Source organism: Pseudomonas sp. UBA6562 (assembly GCF_002434265.1).
Taxonomy (GTDB): Bacteria; Pseudomonadota; Gammaproteobacteria; order Pseudomonadales; family Pseudomonadaceae; genus Aquipseudomonas.
Window position 1 is genome coordinate 76,098 of record NZ_DJJS01000008.1, and the last position, 17,517, is coordinate 93,614.

At 64.6% G+C, this 17,517-nt stretch carries 16 protein-coding genes; 13 read left to right on the forward strand and 3 right to left on the reverse strand.

Annotated features, from left to right (window positions below; all coding sequences use genetic code 11):
• Positions 1–90: 90 nt before the first annotated feature.
• On the forward strand, positions 91–1,410 hold the full coding sequence (locus B4M43_RS16145; RefSeq protein ID WP_296268483.1) for a phosphate ABC transporter substrate-binding/OmpA family protein: 1,320 nt from the start codon (positions 91–93) through the stop codon (positions 1,408–1,410).
• A gap of 79 nt (positions 1,411–1,489) precedes the next feature.
• On the opposite strand, the gene B4M43_RS16150 is transcribed toward B4M43_RS16145, so the two are convergent.
• Entirely contained in the window at positions 1,490–1,783 is a 294-nt protein-coding gene (locus B4M43_RS16150; protein WP_296268484.1) for a DUF1330 domain-containing protein, read from the reverse strand.
• A 71-nt stretch (positions 1,784–1,854) separates the two neighbouring features.
• Here B4M43_RS16150 and ribBA point away from each other — a divergent pair, with 71 nt between their 5' ends.
• From ribBA to B4M43_RS16195, 9 genes are all read left to right on the forward strand, one after another.
• Entirely contained in the window at positions 1,855–2,967 is a 1,113-nt protein-coding gene (gene ribBA / locus B4M43_RS16155; RefSeq protein ID WP_296268485.1) for a bifunctional 3,4-dihydroxy-2-butanone-4-phosphate synthase/GTP cyclohydrolase II, read from the forward strand.
• 323 nt (positions 2,968–3,290) lie between these two features.
• Positions 3,291–4,316: a polyamine ABC transporter substrate-binding protein gene (locus tag B4M43_RS16160; protein WP_296268486.1), complete on the forward strand. Its 1,026-nt coding sequence runs from the start codon at positions 3,291–3,293 to the stop codon at positions 4,314–4,316.
• Positions 4,313–5,218 carry an ABC transporter permease gene (locus B4M43_RS16165; RefSeq protein WP_296268487.1) on the forward strand — a complete coding sequence of 302 codons (906 nt, stop codon included), beginning with the start codon at positions 4,313–4,315 and terminating at the stop codon, positions 5,216–5,218. The genes B4M43_RS16160 and B4M43_RS16165 overlap by 4 nt, the downstream gene beginning before the upstream one ends.
• A 6-nt stretch (positions 5,219–5,224) precedes the next feature.
• Positions 5,225–6,034: an ABC transporter permease gene (locus B4M43_RS16170; RefSeq protein WP_296268488.1), complete on the forward strand. Its 810-nt coding sequence runs from the start codon at positions 5,225–5,227 to the stop codon at positions 6,032–6,034.
• Between the two features lie 33 nt (positions 6,035–6,067).
• Complete coding sequence (locus B4M43_RS16175; protein ID WP_296268489.1) at positions 6,068–7,216, forward strand: ABC transporter ATP-binding protein; 1,149 nt, start codon at positions 6,068–6,070, stop codon at positions 7,214–7,216.
• Between the two features lie 182 nt (positions 7,217–7,398).
• Entirely contained in the window at positions 7,399–8,112 is a 714-nt protein-coding gene (locus B4M43_RS16180; protein ID WP_296268490.1) for a histidine phosphatase family protein, read from the forward strand.
• Between the two features lie 54 nt (positions 8,113–8,166).
• Positions 8,167–8,484: an SCP2 sterol-binding domain-containing protein gene (locus tag B4M43_RS16185; RefSeq protein WP_296268491.1), complete on the forward strand. Its 318-nt coding sequence runs from the start codon at positions 8,167–8,169 to the stop codon at positions 8,482–8,484.
• 225 nt (positions 8,485–8,709) lie between these two features.
• Entirely contained in the window at positions 8,710–9,774 is a 1,065-nt protein-coding gene (locus tag B4M43_RS16190) for a phosphotransferase family protein (protein ID WP_296268492.1), read from the forward strand.
• Positions 9,775–9,793: 19 nt separating this feature from the next.
• Positions 9,794–10,561, forward strand: coding sequence for an SDR family oxidoreductase (locus B4M43_RS16195; protein WP_296268493.1), 768 nt, complete (start codon positions 9,794–9,796; stop codon positions 10,559–10,561).
• A 27-nt stretch (positions 10,562–10,588) separates the two neighbouring features.
• Here the strand turns inward: B4M43_RS16195 and B4M43_RS16200 are convergent, their stop codons facing one another.
• Complete coding sequence (locus B4M43_RS16200; RefSeq protein WP_296268494.1) at positions 10,589–10,939, reverse strand: hypothetical protein; 351 nt, start codon at positions 10,937–10,939, stop codon at positions 10,589–10,591.
• A 112-nt stretch (positions 10,940–11,051) separates the two neighbouring features.
• Here B4M43_RS16200 and B4M43_RS16205 point away from each other — a divergent pair, with 112 nt between their 5' ends.
• From B4M43_RS16205 to B4M43_RS16215, 3 genes are all read left to right on the forward strand, one after another.
• The gene (locus B4M43_RS16205) at positions 11,052–11,360 is read left to right on the forward strand and encodes an RcnB family protein (protein WP_296268495.1); all 309 of its coding nucleotides are present in this window, start codon (positions 11,052–11,054) and stop codon (positions 11,358–11,360) included.
• A 418-nt stretch (positions 11,361–11,778) separates the two neighbouring features.
• The gene (locus B4M43_RS16210; RefSeq protein WP_296268496.1) at positions 11,779–13,608 is read left to right on the forward strand and encodes an SLC13 family permease; all 1,830 of its coding nucleotides are present in this window, start codon (positions 11,779–11,781) and stop codon (positions 13,606–13,608) included.
• A 163-nt stretch (positions 13,609–13,771) separates the two neighbouring features.
• Entirely contained in the window at positions 13,772–15,172 is a 1,401-nt protein-coding gene (locus B4M43_RS16215; protein ID WP_296268497.1) for a GGDEF domain-containing protein, read from the forward strand.
• Between the two features lie 32 nt (positions 15,173–15,204).
• On the opposite strand, the gene B4M43_RS16220 is transcribed toward B4M43_RS16215, so the two are convergent.
• On the reverse strand, positions 15,205–17,439 hold the full coding sequence (locus B4M43_RS16220; RefSeq protein WP_296268498.1) for a TonB-dependent siderophore receptor: 2,235 nt from the start codon (positions 17,437–17,439) through the stop codon (positions 15,205–15,207).
• Positions 17,440–17,517 lie beyond the last annotated feature (78 nt).

The window sequence follows — 17,517 nt, forward strand, 5'->3', positions numbered from 1 at the left end:
GAGAAAGCCATACAGTCCGGCGCGCCTGTCATCCGCTGGACACGCGACAGGCGTACCCTGCCGAGCATCGCCGCCAAGAGCCTGCACGGTATGTCGCGTCTCATCGCCCTCCTCTGCCTGGTGCCGACACTGGCCTGGGCGGCCCCCAGCCAGTTGCGCATCCAGGGCTCCAACACGCTGGGCAGCGCTTTGGTGCCGGCGTTGGTGCAAGGCATGTTGCAGGCACGCGGCGCGACCGCCATCGAGCAGCGGCCCGGCGCGCTTGCCAACGAATGGGTGGTTCGCGCACGCGACGCGCAGGGCCAGCCGATACGCATCGACATCGGCGCCCATGGCACGCGCACCGGATTCATGGCGTTGGCCGAAGGCCAGGCAGACCTGGCAAGCGCCTCACGTGCAATCGGCGATGACGAATTCAAGCGTCTGAGCGGCATGGGCGACTTGCGCAGTGCAGCCAGCGAGCAGGTGGTCGCGCTCGACGGCGTGGCGATCGTCACGCACCCGGACAACCCATTGAGGCAGTTGACGCTCGAACGACTGTCGCAGGTCTTTTCTGGTCAGGTGACACGCTGGGAGCAACTGGGCGTGACAGGCGGCGAGATCCACCTGTATGCCCGCGATGGGCGCTCGGGGACGTTCGAGACCTTCGACAGCCTGGTGCTGCGCCCACAGCGCCTGCGCTTGTCGGCCCAGGCCGAGCGCTTCGAGTCGGCCGACGCATTGGTGGCACAGGTAGTGGCCGACCGCCAGGCGATCGGCTTCAGCGGCTTGGGCACGCTGCACGCGGCACGCGCACTGGCGATCGCAGCCGGCGATGGGCCGGCGATGGCGCCCAGTCGGGCGCTGGTGGCCAGCGAGGACTATCCCTTGTCACGGCGCCTGTACTTCTATTTACCCGCGCAGCCCACGCCCTTTGCCCAAGGTCTCGCGACGTTCGCCCAAAGCAACGCGGGCCAGGCCATCGTCGCCGCGCAGGGCTTCGTCGCGCAGCAGATCGTGCCGGTCGCCGTGGCGCCGCTGCCCGACCAGCCGCCGACCTACCGGCGTCTGGCCAGCAGCGCGGAGCGCCTGAGCGTGAGCTTTCGCTTCCAACCCGACAGTGCCCTGCTCGACACCAAGGCCCTGCACGACGTACAGCGGGTGGCCGGCTATCTGCGGGCTGCGGGCAAGCTGCGTGGCAGCGTGGTGCTGGTGGGCTTGAGCGACCGCAAAGACACGCCAGGCCGCGCGGCCCTGCTCTCGCGCCTGCGTGCGCTCGCGGTGCGTCGCGAACTGGCGCGCCAGGGCGTGCAGGCGCGGCAGGTGCTGGGCCTGGGCGATGCGTTGCCGGTGGCAGGCAACATGCAGTGGCAGGAGCGCCTGCGCAATCGCCGGGTCGAGGTGTGGGTCGACCGATCCGCGTCCGAGTGATCGCAACCGCCAGGCTGGCGCCAAAAGAACTGGCGGCCTGCCCGATGACCCTGTCAGCCGTGCGTTGACGTCGCAGGGCTCAAGGCGCAAACCCTTCTACAATGATCACTTCGGCCTTGGCCGCGCCTTGGCGGTGGCCGCAGGCTTCTTGATATTCGGCCGAGCGGTAGCAGGCCAACGCCTGCTCGTAGGAATCGAACTCGATCACCACGCTGCGTTGCGGCGTGGGTCGGCCCTCCAGCGCTTCGCTGCGGCCGCCACGGGCCAGGAAACGTCCGCCATAGGCCTGGAACGCCGCCGGCGCGCGCTGGGTGTACTGCTGGTATTGCTCGGCGTCGCTGACGTCGACATGGGCGATCCAATAGGCTTTCATGCACTGCGCTCCGCAAGGGGGTTTGTGTATGATGGTATACCACAACCTTTTACAAGAAGTGAGCGTAGCGCATGGCTTTCAACAGCATCGAAGAACTCCTCGAAGACTACCGCCAAGGCAAGATGGTCCTGCTGGTGGACGACGAAGACCGGGAAAACGAAGGCGACCTGCTCATCGCCGCCGAGCGCTGCGACGCCACCGCCATCAACTTCATGGCCCGCCATGCCCGCGGCCTGATCTGCCTGACCCTGACCGACGAGCATTGCCAGCGCCTCGGCCTGGAACAGATGGTGCCTGCCAACGGCAGCGCCTTCAGCACCGCCTTCACCGTGTCCATCGAGGCCGCCACGGGTGTCACCACCGGCATTTCCGCCGCCGACCGCGCACGCACCGTCGCCGCCGCCATGGCCGCCGACGCTCGCCCCGAAGATCTCGTGCAACCTGGCCACATCTTTCCCCTGCGCGCTCGCGAAGGCGGCGTACTCACCCGTGCCGGGCACACCGAAGCCGGCTGCGACATGGCGCGCCTGGCCGGCTTCGCCCCGGCCTCGGTGATCGTCGAGGTGCTCAACGACGACGGCACCATGGCCCGCCGCCCCGACCTGGAAGTGTTCGCCGCACAGCACGGCATCAAGATCGGCACGATCGCCGACCTCATCCACTACCGCCTGAGCACCGAGCACACGGTCAAGCGCATTGGCGAACGCGAACTGCCCACCGTACATGGCACCTTCCGTCTGGTCAGCTACGAAGACCGTATCGAAGGCGGCGTGCACATGGCCATGGTGATGGGTGAAATCCACCGCGAGCGTCCGACCCTGGTGCGCGTGCACGTGATCGACCCGCTGCGCGATCTGGTCGGCGCCGAGTATGCCGGCCCCGCCAACTGGACCCTATGGGCGGCGCTGGAAAAGGTCGCTCAGGAAGGCGCTGGCGTGGTGGTGGTCCTGGCCAACCATGAATCCTCCCAGGCACTGCTCGAACGCATTCCACAGCTCACCCAACCGCAACGTCCGTATCAGCGTGGGCAATCGCGGGTGTACTCGGAAGTCGGCACCGGGGCGCAGATCTTGCAAGACCTCGGCGTGGGCAAGCTCAACCACCTCGGCCCGCCGCTCAAGTACGCGGGCCTGGCCGGTTACGAACTGGAAGTGGTGCAGAGCATTCCTTTCGAGCCTGTTTGAGTGCGCATGAGACGCACACGGACGAAGGCTGCGGCGGGCGACGCAATCGCCCGCCCGCTGGCCTAGAAACCACACAGAGCGAAGGCGCCCCATCCTGCCGAAGAGCCTAACGTTCGGGGGTGGAAAACAAGTGATGGCCGGTAGCCTTCAATTACTTGCCAAAATCTTGGAATACCATAATATGACATTCCGTAGACCTTGATATTTACGTGCTGCATCCGGACCCAACGTTGTCGCTTCACCCAGTACAAAGCTGCTCCCCGAACATGATTGGCGGGTGCACTTGACCCGCCTCGAATAACAAAAGTAACGAGGGCGTAACCATGCTGTTGAGCAAACGTGTAAGCGCAGTGCTGTCCGCCAGCCTGCTGACCCTGGCTTGCCAGGCGGCCGTGGCCGCCGAGAACGTCAATTTCGTCAGCTGGGGTGGCACCACTCAGGATGCGCAGAAAGAAGCTTGGGCCATCCCCTTCAGCAAACAGACCGACATCAAGGTGGTCCAGGACGGCCCGACCGACTACGGCAAGCTCAAGGCCATGGTCGAAAGCGGCAACGTGCAGTGGGATGTGGTCGACGTCGAAGCCGATTTCGCCTTGCGCGCCGCCAGCGAAGGCCTGCTCGAACCGCTGGACTTCAACACCATCCAACGCGACAAGATCGACCCGCGCTTCGTTTCCGACCATGGCGTCGGCTCGTTCTTCTTCTCCTTCGTACTCGGTTACAACGAAGGCAAGCTCGGCGCCAGCAAGCCGGTCGACTGGAGCGCCCTGTTCGACACCAAGACCTACCCCGGCAAACGCGCCCTGTACAAATGGCCTAGCCCAGGCGTGCTGGAACTGGCCCTGCTGGCCGACGGCGTCGCGCCCGACAAGCTCTACCCCCTCGATCTGGACCGCGCCTTCAAGAAACTCGACACCATCAAGCAAGACATCGTCTGGTGGGGCGGCGGTGCGCAGTCCCAGCAGCTGCTGGCCTCGGGCGAAGCCTCGCTTGGCCAGTTCTGGAACGGCCGCGTCTACGCCTTGCAGCAAGACGGCGCGCCAGTCGGCGTGAGCTGGAAACAGAACCTGGTCATGGCCGACTTCCTGGTCGTGCCCAAAGGCGCCAAGAACAAGGACGCGGCCATGAAGTTCCTGGCCAACGCCAGCAGCGCGCAGGGCCAGGCCGACTTCGCCAACAAGACCGCCTACGCTCCGGTGAACGTCGACAGCGTCGCCAAGCTCGACAGCGACCTGGCCAAGAACCTGCCGACCGCCTACGCCGCAGACCAGGTAACCCTGGACTTCGCCTACTGGGCCAAGAACGGCCAGGCCATCGCCGCCCGCTGGAATGAGTGGCTGGTCAAATGAAAGTCGCCATCAACGCCTTGCAAAACGCCCAAGGGCCGGACACAGGCGCCGCCCCCGTGCGCCGCCCGAGCCTGGGCCAGCGCTGGAAAGGCAGCCGCAACCTGCTGCCGGCCCTGCTGTTCCTTGGCCTGTTCTTCTTCGCACCGCTGATCGGCCTGTTGCTGCGCGGCGTGCTGGAGCCCGAGCCGGGCTTGGGCAACTACGCGCAACTGTTCGCCAACTCGGCCTACACCCGGGTCCTGATCAACACCTTCTCGGTGGCAGGCCTGGTGACGCTGATCAGCGTGCTACTGGGCTTTCCGCTGGCCTGGGCGATCACCCTGGTGCCTCAAGGCTGGGGCCGCTGGCTGCTGAACATCGTGTTGCTGTCGATGTGGACCAGCCTGCTGGCGCGCACCTACTCCTGGCTGGTGCTGTTGCAGAGCTCGGGTGTGATCAACAAGGCGTTGATGGCCATGGGCATCATCGATACCCCCATCGAGATGGTGCACAACCTCACCGGGGTGGTGATCGGCATGAGCTACATCATGATCCCGTTCATCGTGCTGCCATTGCAGGCGACCATGCACGCCATCGACCCGATGGTGCTGCAGGCTGGTTCGATCTGCGGCGCCAGCCCCTGGACCAACTTCTGGAAGGTGTTCCTGCCGCTGTGCCGCTCGGGGCTGTTCTCCGGGGCCTTGATGGTGTTCGTCATGTCGCTCGGTTACTACGTCACCCCGGCGCTGCTGGGCGGGGCGCAGAACATGATGCTGCCCGAGTTCATCATCCAGCAGGTGCAGTCGTTCCTCAACTGGGGCCTGGCCAGCGCCGCCGCGGCACTGCTGGTGGCGATCACCCTGGTGCTCTTCTACCTGTACCTGAAGCTGCAGCCGGAATCTCCGGTCGGCAACCCGAGGTAATCCGCCATGCTTCTGTCTCCCAATGCCATGGGTCGCCCGCTGCGTACGGGCCTGTACCTGACCACCGGCGTCATTGCGGCGTTTCTGCTGCTGCCGGTGGTGTTCATCGTGCTGCTGTCGTTCGGCTCCTCGCAGTGGCTGGTGTTCCCGCCGCCAGGCTGGACCGTCAAGTGGTACGCGCAGTTCTTCTCCAACCCCGACTGGATGGACGCCGCACTCGCCAGCCTCAAGGTCGCCGTGCTGACCACCGTCGCCGCCGTCGCCTTGGGCCTGCCCACCGCGTTCGCGTTGGTGCGCGGACGTTTCCCCGGTCGGGAAATGCTCTACGGCCTGTTCACCATGCCGATGATCGTGCCGCTGGTGATCATCGCCGTGGCGGTATACGCGCTGTTCCTGAAACTGGGCTACACCGGCACGCTGTTCGCCTTCGTGGTCAGCCACGTGATCGTCGCACTGCCCTTCACCATCATCTCGATCATCAACTCGCTGAAGCTGTTCGACCAGTCCATCGAGGATGCGGCGGTGATCTGCGGCGCCTCGCGCCTGCAAGCCATCTACAAGGTGACCTTTCCGGCCATTCGCCCGGGGATGATCGCCGGCGGTCTGTTCGCCTTCCTCGTCTCGTGGGACGAAGTGGTGCTCAGCGTGATGATGGCCAGCCCCGACCTGCAGACCCTGCCGGTGAAGATGTGGACCACCTTGCGCCAGGACCTCAGCCCCGTCATCGCCGTCGCCTCGACGCTGCTGATCGGCCTGTCGCTGCTGGTCATGTTCATTGCCGCCGCGTTGCGCCGGCGTACCGAAGCCAACGCGTGAGCTTGTGAAAAGCAGTCTGCGGAGAGAATAAAAATGAGTGCAGTGATCCAAGACAAAGCGCCTGGCAAGACTCTGGTCAGCCTGCGCGGCCTGAACAAGCACTATGGCGACTTCACCGCCGTGGACAACCTCGACCTGGAGATCCAGGACGGCGAATTCCTCACGTTCCTCGGCTCCAGCGGCTCGGGCAAGTCCACCACCTTGTCGATGCTGGCCGGTTTCGAAACCCCGAGCAGCGGCGAGATTCTGGTCGAAGGCCAATCGCTGGTGCAGGTGCCGCCGCACAAGCGCGACATCGGCATGGTGTTCCAGCGCTATTCGCTGTTCCCGCACCTGAACGTGCGCGACAACATCGCCTTCCCTCTGGCCATCCGCAAGCTCAGCGCCACGGAAACCACCAAGCGCGTCGATGCCATGCTCAAGCTGGTGCAGCTCGAACCCTTCGCCCATCGCAAGCCGTCGCAGATGTCGGGCGGCCAGCAACAGCGCGTGGCCATCGCCCGCGCCCTGGTGTACGAACCGCGCATCCTGCTGATGGACGAACCGCTCGGCGCGCTGGACAAGAAGCTGCGCGAAGACCTGCAGGACGAACTGCGCCAGCTGCACCGGCGCCTGGGCATCACCATCGTCTACGTGACCCACGACCAGGAAGAGGCCATGCGCCTGTCGCAACGCATCGCCATCTTCAGCCACGGCAAGATCGTCGGCCTGGGCACCGGCTACGACCTCTACCAGAACCCGCCGAACGCGTTCGTGGCCTCGTTCCTGGGCAACTCCAACTTCCTGCGCATCAAGGCCCAGAGCAATGCGGCGGGCACGTTCGAGGGCCAACCGCTGGCCATCCGCTTGACCCCAGGGCTTGCCGCCGAGCAAGACGCGCTGGTGATGGTGCGCCCGGAAAAGGCCCTGGCCCTGAGCGTCGAACAGGCCGCGCGCGAGCCACTGCCGGCCGGCTGGAACGAAGTCGGCGCCAAGGTGGGCGAAGTGCTGTTCCTCGGGGAAAGCCAGACCTGCCATGTGGTCACCGCAGGGGGCACGGAACTGACGGTCAAGGCACTGTCGGCCGCCGGCATGCCGATGCAGCCAGGCGATACGGTCAAGGTACGTTGGGCAGTGGCCGATGCGTGCATCTACACGGAATGGGCCGAAAGCGACCTGAGCAAATCGGCCGGCGCCCATTGAAATCGACCGCGCGCCCGCAACGGGCGCGCGTTTCGGTAGGAACGGGCGCGATGCAGGCCGTCGAATTCGAGAAGCATGCGTCAACATTCAAACGCCCTTTTCAAACGCTTGTATGCTTTTTCGTTGACAGCCTGCCGGCCGCATCCTAACCTCGCTGCACTCCCAATGCGTGCAGGCACCCCGTGGGCAATCTCTATCTGATCCGACATGGCCAGGCTTCGTTCGGCGCCAGCGACTATGACGTGCTGTCCGAACTGGGCATACGCCAAAGCCAGGCCCTGGGTGAACACTTCGCCCAGCTGGGGCTGCACCTGGACCGCTGCATCGCCGGCAACCTGCGCCGTCAGCAAGACACCGCGCGCATCGCGCTCGATGCTCTGCAAGCCCATGGCAATGCCGTTCCCGCACTGGACACCGACCCCGACTTCAACGAGTTCGACGCCGAAGGCGTGATCCGTACCCTGCTGCCCGATCTGCTGCCCCACGAGCCGCATGTGCTCGACGTGATGCGCAACGCGCGCGCGCACCGCAGCGAATTCCAGCGCCTGTTTGCCCTGATGGTGCAGCGCTGGCACGCTGGCGAGCACAGCGCCGACGATGGCCTGGAAACCTGGCAGGCCTTCACTGCGCGCATCGACCGGGGCTTGCAGCGCCTGTTGGATCAAGCTCAGGAAGGCCAGGACATTGCCGTATTCACCTCAGGCGGCAGCATCGCCGCCTTGCTTCACCGCGTGACGGGCATAACGCCCGCCCAGGCTTTCACGCTGAACTGGCAGATCGTCAACACTTCGCTCAGCCATTTGAAATTCCAGGGTCACACCGTGAGCCTGAGTACCTTCAACAGCCAGGCGCACCTGCGTTTGCTCAGAGCGCCGGAACTGATCACCTACCGCTGACCCATCCGTTTCCGCCACTGTATTCCGTCACCCACAACCGATAAGGAACACGCCATGACCTCCGTAGCCGATGCCGTGAAGAAGATGCAAGAGAAGTTCAACCCGTCCGCCGCCGCCGGCCTGGACCTGGTCTACGGCTTCAACATCACCGACGAAGACAAGCATTACGCGCTGATCATCAAGGATGGCACCTGCGAGCTGCAGGAAGGCGAGAACCCCGACGCCAACTGCACCCTGGTGCTTGACAGCGAAACCCTCAAGGGCATCGTCAGCGGCGAAACCGATGGCATGCAGGCCTTCATGGGCGGCAAGCTGCGCGTCGAAGGCGACATGATGCTGTCGATGAAGCTCAGCGAGCTGTTCCCCTCCTGAGTCCGCCAGTGCGACGCTCGCCACGCCCGGGCGCCGCGCGCGGAATTGGAAACCGAAGCCTGTTGGCTTCGGTTTTTTTTGGCCTTCGGCTTGCGTCGCCCCGCTCGCATCACAGCAGCTGATCGACCCCCAACACCCCGGTCTATCGAGGCCTGGATCGCTTGTCGCCGGCCGGTGCGCTGATTACCGTGGCCAGGTTGGTCGAGACAACTACAAGGAAGACCGATGCCTACAGATCACACCATCGACGTCCGCAGCGGCGAAGCCTTCGACGTGACGGCGGTCGACACCTACCTCAAGGCCCACCTGCCGGGCCTGAGCGGCAGCCCTGAGGTTCGTCAGTATCCGGGCGGAGCTTCCAACCTCACTTACCTGCTGCGCTACGCCGAGCGGGACCTGGTGCTGCGCCGCCCGCCTTTCGGCCACAAGGCCAAGAGCGCCCACGACATGGGCCGCGAATTTCGCATCCTCAACCAGCTCAACGCCGGTTTCCCCTATTGCCCCAAGGCCTATCTGCACTGCACCGACACTGCGCTGATCGGCAGCGAGTTCTACGTGATGGAGCGGGTCGAAGGCATCATCCTGCGCGCCGACCTGCCGCCGGCACTGGGCCTGGAGCCAGCCGCGACCCGGGCGTTGTGCGAAAGCTTAATCGACCGCCTGGCCGAGTTGCACCAGGTGGATTACGCAGCCTGCGGCCTGGCCGACCTGGGCAAGCCCGAGGGCTACGTGCAGCGCCAGATCGAGGGCTGGGCAACGCGCTACGAACAGGCGCTCACTCCCGACGCGCCGCGCTGGGAGCGGGCGATCGCCTGGTTGCGCGAGCACCTGCCCGCCGACCACCCGCGCCCGGCGCTCCTGCACAACGACTACCGCCTGGACAACGTCATCCTCGACCCGGCCGATCCGGCGCGCATCATCGGCGTGCTCGACTGGGAAATGGCTACCCTGGGCGACCCGCTGATGGACCTGGGCAACAGCCTGGCCTACTGGATCGAAGCCGACGATCCTGCGCCGATCCAGCAGCTGCGCCGCCAACCGAGCAACGCGCCGGGCATGCTCAGCCGCCGGCAGTTCGTCGCGCGCTATGCCGAGCGCAGCGGGTTGCGACTGGACAACGTCGATTTCTATCACGTGTATGGATTGTTCCGGCTGGCCGGCATCGTCCAGCAGATCTACTACCGCTACTTCCATCGCCAGACGCAGGACGCCCGTTTCGCCAGCTTCGTCCGCATGAACCACCTGCTCGAGCAGATGACCCTCCACGTCATCGCCCGCTCACCCCTCTGACCCGTTTCAGGAGCGCCCCATGTCCAAGACGCAATTGTTCGACCTCGACGGCAAGATCGCCCTCGTTTCCGGCGCCAGCCGCGGCATCGGCGCGGCCATCGCCCAGCTCCTGGCCCAACAGGGCGCCCATGTGGTGGTGACCAGTCGCAAACTCGAAGGCTGCCAACAGGTGGCCGACGCCATCGTCGCGGCGGGAGGCCAGGCGACCGCCATGGCCTGTCACATCGGCGACCTGGGGCAGATCGAAGGCACCTTCGACGCGGTTCGCGAGCGCTTCGGCCGGCTCGACATCCTGGTCAACAACGCAGCCACCAACCCGCAGTTCTGCAACATCCTCGACACCGACCCCGGCGCTTTCCAGAAGACCGTGGACGTCAACATTCGCGGCTATTTCTTCATGTCGGTGGCGGCCGGCAAACTGATGCGCGAGCATGGCGGCGGCAGCATCATCAACGTGGCTTCGATCAATGGCGTCACGCCGGGGCATTTCCAGGGCATCTATTCGGTGACCAAGGCGGCGGTGATCAACATGACCCAGGCCTTCGCCAAGGAGTGCGCACCGTTCGGCATTCGTTGCAATGCCCTGCTGCCAGGGCTGACCGATACCCAGTTCGCCGCGGCGCTGGTGAAGAACCAGGCCATTCTCGATACCGCCCTGCAACACATTCCCCTCAAACGCGTGGCCGAACCGAATGAAATGGCAGGGGCGGTGCTGTACCTGGCCAGCGCGGCGTCGAGCTATACCACGGGCGCTGCGCTGGCCGTCGACGGCGGCTATCTGGCGTGAGCGTGCAGCCGCCGCTGAGTATTACGCTTACAAGCAGGTAGCGGCGGCCGCCTTGCGCTGCAAGGCCACGCCATCGTGCTGCGCCGCATAGAAATCGATATGGGTACCGCCGCCTTGCGGGTAGACGTCCACGAACGCCTGCGCTTCGCGTGTATACACCGTGAAGCCGCCCGCCTTGCGCGTTTCCAGGTAACCGCTGGCATCGACCCCGAACACCTTTTCGTCCTGCCAACCGTACTGGATGCACTGGGCCACCAGGTCGGCGTTCTTGCGCGAATCGAGCTGGGCGTTGGGCGCGGCGGTACGGGCGGCGTCCATGGTCGATGAGGCACAGCCGACCATCAGCAGCGCGGCGGCCATCGGCAGTAGTGCTCGCATGTTCATTCCTCGAAAAAAAGAACGTGACTCTAGCACCCGGCCAGCACGCAAAGTGAATTGTCGTCGCGCTGGGATGTCGGATTTTGTACACACGTCCATAAGGAACACCGGTATGAAAGCCAACTCTCTGCTCTGCGCCCTGCTCTTCTCCGGCACCCTGGTCGGCGTGCCGATGGTGGTGCAAGCCGCCGAATCGACCCAAGAAAGCGTCAAGTCCAACGAGACGCGCAACCGTGAGCTGGAAGTCGGCGATAAAGCGCCCGACCAGTACAAGCGTGACGAAGCGGCTGTCAAAGACTGGCAGTCCAAGGGCCTGCCGGCGCCGGAAAAAGAAAGCCATTGGGTGAAGATGGCTGGCCGTTATGTGCTGGTACAGACCACCAACGGTGTGATTCTGGCCATCCACTCTGGCAAGAAATAAGCCTGCCCCGGATCCACACGGCAGCTAGCGTGTCCCTCCGCTGAAACGGAGTGCCGGCGCTGCCATTGGCCTTCGAGACCCCGCGTCTGTCTGCATTCGCAGCGACGCGGCGGTTTCACCTCCACCTCCGCTCCGCCCTACAGTTCCAGCCCACCCGTAAGACTGCCCTCAAGGACTACCCCCCTCGGCGCCTCGACAGCCCTACGGCCTACTGCGCAGCGCAAGCCACTGGCGCATGGCCTGCGCACATCCTTGCGGCAGCCGATACGCATGACGAGCTTGTGCTCGTATCCATTGCAAGACACCTGCAACACATCAATGCATCCGTCAGCGAAAACCTGCACAGTCTGCGCTCGGCCCCGGCGCAACCTCGACCATGCGCGCCTCCAGCTCCCTCACGTGAAGGATCACCCGCTCCATGAATGTCCAGCTGTTCTGGGTACTCGCCCTGCTGACCGTCGCCGTCGTGCTGTTCATCCGCAACCGCCCGCGCATGGACGTGGTCGCCTTGTTGGTGATCCTCGCCCTGCCGCTGTCCGGCGTCCTGACCATCGAACAGGCCCTGGCCGGCTTCAGCGACCCCAACGTGGTGTTGATCGCCGCGCTGTTCGTGATCGGCGAAGGTCTGGTGCGCACCGGCATCGCCTACCGCATCGGCGAATGGCTCAGCGACACGGCAGGCCACAGCGAAGTGCGCCTGTTGCTGCTGTTGATGGTGTCGGTGGCGGGCCTGGGCTCGGTGATGAGCTCGACGGGCGTGGTGGCGATCTTCATTCCGATCGTGCTGAGCATCGCCGCGCGTCTGCACATCGCGCCCAGCCGCTTGATGATGCCATTGAGCTTCGCCGGCCTGATCAGCGGCATGCTCAGTTTGGTCGCGACGCCGCCAAACGTGGTGGTTCATGGCGAGTTGCTGCGCCATGGCGTCGAAGGGTTCGGCTTCTTCAGCTTCACCCCGTTCGGCTTGGTGGTGCTGGTGCTGGGTGTCGGTTACATGCTCGTGACGCGCCGCTGGCTCAAGGGCGAGTCGCACGCCGAGGGTCGCAGCCAGGCGCGTCCGACCCTGCATGATCTGGTGCAGGACTATAAACTCAGCGGCCGCGAGCGACGTCTGCGGGTCCGCGCACACTCCCCCCTGGTCGGCCATTCGCTGGGCGAGCTGGCGCTGCGCACGGCCCACGGCGCCAACGTGGTGGGCATCGAACGCCAGCATAAATTCACCACGCGGGTGATCGCTGCCGATTCGGCGACCGTGCTGCAGGCGGGCGACGTGCTGTTGCTCGATCTGTTCGACAAAGGCAACGACCTGCGCGGCCTGTGCCAGTCGATGCAGCTCGAACCCCTGCGTTTCAAGGCCGCCTATTTCATCGACCAGTCCCAGGATCTGGGTATGGCCGAAGTGTCGCTGCCGCCTGGTTCGAGCCTGCTGGGCAAGACCGTATTGGGTTTGGCGTTGCGCACACGCCTGGGGCTCAACGTCATGGGCCTGCGCCGTGAGCAGCAGGCCGTCGAAGAGGACCTGCTGGAAACTCCACTGCGCATGGGCGACACGCTGCTGGTCGTCGGCCCGTGGAAGGCCATCCGCCAACTGCAGACCCACCCGCATGACTTCATCGTGCTCAGCCTGCCGGCCGAAATCGACCAGGTCGCCCCGGCACGTCGCCGCGCCCCGCAAGCGCTGGCCAGTCTGGCGGTGATGGTGGCGCTGATGGTCAGCGGGCTGGTGCCCAATGTAGTGGCGGCGCTGATCGGTTGTCTGTTGATGGGTGCCGGGCGCTGCATCGACATGAACAGTGCCTACCGCGCCATCCATTGGCAGAGCCTGGTGCTGATCGTCGGCATGCTGCCCTTCGCCTTGGCGCTGCAACAAACCGGCGGCATTGCCCTGGCGGTCGACGGCCTGGTCGGCCTGCTCGGCGGTGCCGGCCCGCGCACGATGCTGGCGTGCCTGTTCGCCCTGACGGCGGTGATCGGTCTGTTCATCTCCAACACCGCCACCGCAGTGCTGATGGCGCCGGTGGCGATCAGCATGGCCAGCCAACTGGGCCTCTCGCCCTACCCGTTCGCCATGACCGTGGCGCTGGCCGCGTCGGCGGCCTTCATGACGCCGGTGTCTTCGCCGGTCAACACATTGGTGCTGGGGCCAGGGCAGTACCGTTTTGCCGACTTCGTCAAAGTCGGTGTGCCGTTCACGGTGCTGGTGATGCTGGTGACGGTGGTCATGGTGCCGTGGTTGTTTCCCTTGTGAGTCGAGTATTTGCCCGCTTGCGGTACAGCCAATCGCCAACGAACCGGCCACGATGACATCCATTTGACATCAATTACTCGCTTGAACCACACTTCCCGCGTCGTTGCCGAGCCTGACCTCGAAGCTCGGTCTTTCTTCTTCACCGCGCATGTGGTCCACGTTCATGGTGTTTTCAGCCCGTTCGCGTCTGGTGATCTACCTGGCCTTGTTCAGCCTGACGCTGGTGTTGACGCTGGCCGGCATTCTGGCGCGCCCGTTCGCCTCGCTGTCGTTGTTCTGGCCGGTGAACGCGGTGCTGGCAGGTCTGCTGCTGCGCCATCCCCGCCAGGCCAGCCCGCTTGGCTGGTGCCTGATCTACCTGGCCATGGTCACCGCCGACCTGGCCTGCGGTAGCGAGTGGCGCCCCGCGCTGTGGTTCAACCTGTGCAACCTCAGTGTGGTCTCGACCTTGTGGCTGCTGATGGCGCGCCTGCCGCGCAACGACCGTCGCCTGCATACGCCCTATGGCGTGCTGTGCCTGCTCGGCGCCAGCGCCAGCGCCGCCGTGGTGGCGGCAAGCCTGGCCTGTCTGGTGGCCGCGCCCTGGTTCGACGAGTCGGTGCGCGCCACCTGGCTGGCGTGGTTCAGCGAGCAGTTCTCCACCAGTGTGCTGGTGCTGCCTGTGGTCCTTAGCGCCCCTTCGGCACGCGGCATGCTGCGCAGTGGCAGCCAGCCGATCCCGCTAGCCCCGCTCCTGGTGCTGCTCGGTTCGCTGGGGTTGGGTCTGGCGGTGGGGGGGCCTGGCGCCATCGCGTTTCCAATCGCCGCATTGGTGTGGTGCGCCCTGAGCTACTCGCCGTTCCTGCTGTCGCTGTTGACGCTGGGCGCGGGCAGCACGCTGATCGTCGCCGTGGCGCAAAACGTCATGCGCTTCAGCCTGCCGCAGACGGAGACAGCGGTCACCGCGTTGATGTCGGCGCGCCTGGGCATCGCGATGCTGGTACTGGGGCCACTGGTGGTGGCCTGCGTCAGCCACGCCAACCGGCAGTTGCTCGGCCGCCTGGCGCACCAGGCCGCGGTCGACCACCTGACCGGTGCTCTGAGCCGCTGCGCCTTCACGCACCAGGCCGGCGCTCTGCTGCACAGCTGCCGTCAGCCGGGGTTGCCGATCACCCTGATGATGCTCGACATCGACCACTTCAAGTCCATCAACGACCGTCATGGCCATGCCGTGGGTGACCAGGTGCTGCGCCAATTCGCGCGTACTGTGCAGGACCAACTGGGCAAAGGCGCTTTGTTCGCCCGTTTGGGCGGCGAAGAGTTCGCCATCGTGGTGCCTAGCCTGGCCCCGCCCCAAGCCAGCTTCCTCGCCGAACGGCTGCGCCGGGCGGTCGAGTCGCTCACGCTGCAAGGTTACGGCCCAACCCTGCGCATCAGCGTCAGCATCGGCCTGGCCGGCGGCACCGCGGCGCCGGACGACGACCTGGACAGCCTGCTGATCCAGGCCGACCAGGCCCTCTACCGCGCCAAGGCACAGGGCCGCAATCGCGTGGTGCAGCATGCGACGCAGCGGGAAGTGAGCTGAGTGCAGCCGACCCATCGCCTCGCGGGTTCAACCTAAAGCGTCCAGTCAAGCCCCACCATCAGCGTGCGCGGCTCGCCGTGGTAGACGCCGTTGTAGAAGCCGACATTGTTGTAATAGTGCTCGTCGAAAAGATTCTTCACGTTGATCGACGCACTCAGGTGCCGGTCGATGCGGTAGCGAGCCATCAGTCCGACCACGGAAAACGCCTTCTGGCTGATCTTGTCACGGGTGGTGACGATCGTATCGCCCTTGCGGCCTATCGGTCGGTTGGCCAAGCGGAAGGTATCGCTCTGCCAATCCAGGCTGGCGCCCACCGTCAAGGCAGGCACCACTTGGTAGGTGGTGGAGAACCGCACTAGGTTCAGTGGTTGCTCGGTGCCCTTGCGCTGCTTGTTGGCGGCAGCGGCGTGGGTGTAGCTGTAACCCATGCTCATTTGCCAGTCGCTCGCCACCTCACCCGCGATCTCGGCTTCGAAGCCTTCGACCACGATGCCCTTGCCGCCTGAGGTGTAGAACACTTCGTTGCCATTAGGCGGCACCGAGTCGTCGACTTCAGCCACGTTGTCCTGCTTGCTGCGGAACACGGCAGTGCTCAGGTTCAGGCGCTCTTCGAGCAGGCTGCCCTTGAGTCCCAGCTCGTAGACCTTGCCCACGATGGGCTCGATGTACTGCTTGTCGACGTCCACCACCGATTGCGGATTGAAGATGTCAGCGTAACTGGCGTAGGCCGTGAATCGGTCGTTGAGGTCGTACAGCACGCCGGCGTAAGGAGTCCACTGATCGTTTTGCGTCTGCGCGCTATGCGATCGGCCGGTCACGGCGAGAGTGTCGTCGTAGGACCAGTTCTTGCGCTCGGTGTCCCAGCTGCCATAGCGGCTGCCCAGCACCAGGTGCAGGCGTTCGGTGGGGTTCAGGCGCGTAGCGATGTAGCCGGCCTTCTGCCGAGTGTGCGAGCGCCCGTTGTCCAGGCCGGTGTCGATGTCGTAGAACTTCGGCACACCGCCCATGTATTTCCAGTCGGCGATCTTGTCGTAGCCCTCGCCCACGTTCAGGCCGGTACGGTAAGGCTCGCTGTTGCGCCGCTCCGATTCGCCGTAGCCGATCATGAAGTCGTGGGTGCGGCCCAGCAATTGGAACGGCCCGGCGAGGTTGAAGTCGAGCGCCTCCATCCTTTCTTCGCCACCAAAATGCGAATACCAGGCCTGCATGCCGCTGCCGTTGGCTTCGGGGAAGCCGTTGCCGCCGTAATACACCTTGCCGTCGGTCTCGCTCTGGCGGTGGGTGTAGGCGACCTTCATCAGCCAGTCATTGCCCAAGCGCTGATCGAGGGTGGCGAAGAAGGTCTGGTCCTGCAGCGGCCAAGACGACCAGGGTGCACTGAGGTTGGTCGAGCGCGGCAGATCGGCTTTGCTGCCATCGGCGTTCCAGAAGGGTACGGTGCCCCATGAGGAGCCCTGCACGTGCTTGTTCTGGTAGTCGTAGCCGACCGCGAGCACCGTGCTGTCGGTCAGGTCCGCTTCGAGCACGCCATAGGCCACTTCGCGTTGGTTCGCGTACTTGTCCATGAACGATCGGTTGTCGCGGTAGGCCAGCACCGTGCGCCCGCGTAAGCGCCCGTCCCAGCCCAGAGGCCCGCCGACGTCGAGGTAGGAGTAATAATTGTCGTAGCTGCCCGCGCTGACACCGGCCTTGGCGGCCAATGCATGGGTGGGGCGCTTGCGCACCATGGCGATCGTCCCGGACGGGTCGCCGGCCCCGGTGGTGAGGCCCGTGGCGCCGCGCACGACCTCGATGCGGTCGTAGATGATGGTGTCCGAATCGGACTTGAGCCCCGAAAAAGTGTTGAGCATGCCATCGATCTGGAAATTGTTGATGGCGTAGCCGCGCGAGTAATAGGTCGGCCGCTCCGAATCGTTGCGCTGTACCGTAACGCCCGTGACGTGGGCCATGGCCTCGGACAAGGTGTTGAGCTGGAAATCGTCGAGCTGCTGGCGGGACATCACCGATACCGACTGGGGCGTTTCCTTGATCGAGAGATGCAGGCGGGTGGCGGCGCTCATGTTGCCAGTGGTGTAGGAGCCGCTGTTTTCCGTGGTGCGGCCAAGGCTTGTGGCGAGGACATCGGTGCTGCCAAGTTCCAGCACGCGCGTCTCGGCTTCGGAATCGATTTCTATTTCCGTTTCCGTCTCTGCCAATGACGCGGAGCCGAAGATGGAAAGGCAGACACCGAGTGCCAGGGATTTGGACGGATTGAGGGACGGCGGCATTGCAGGCGGACTCCTTGTGCAGAGAGGAAAGCTCCATGAGCGCGGCAATCTACATGATAATCATAAGCGTTTGCTAAT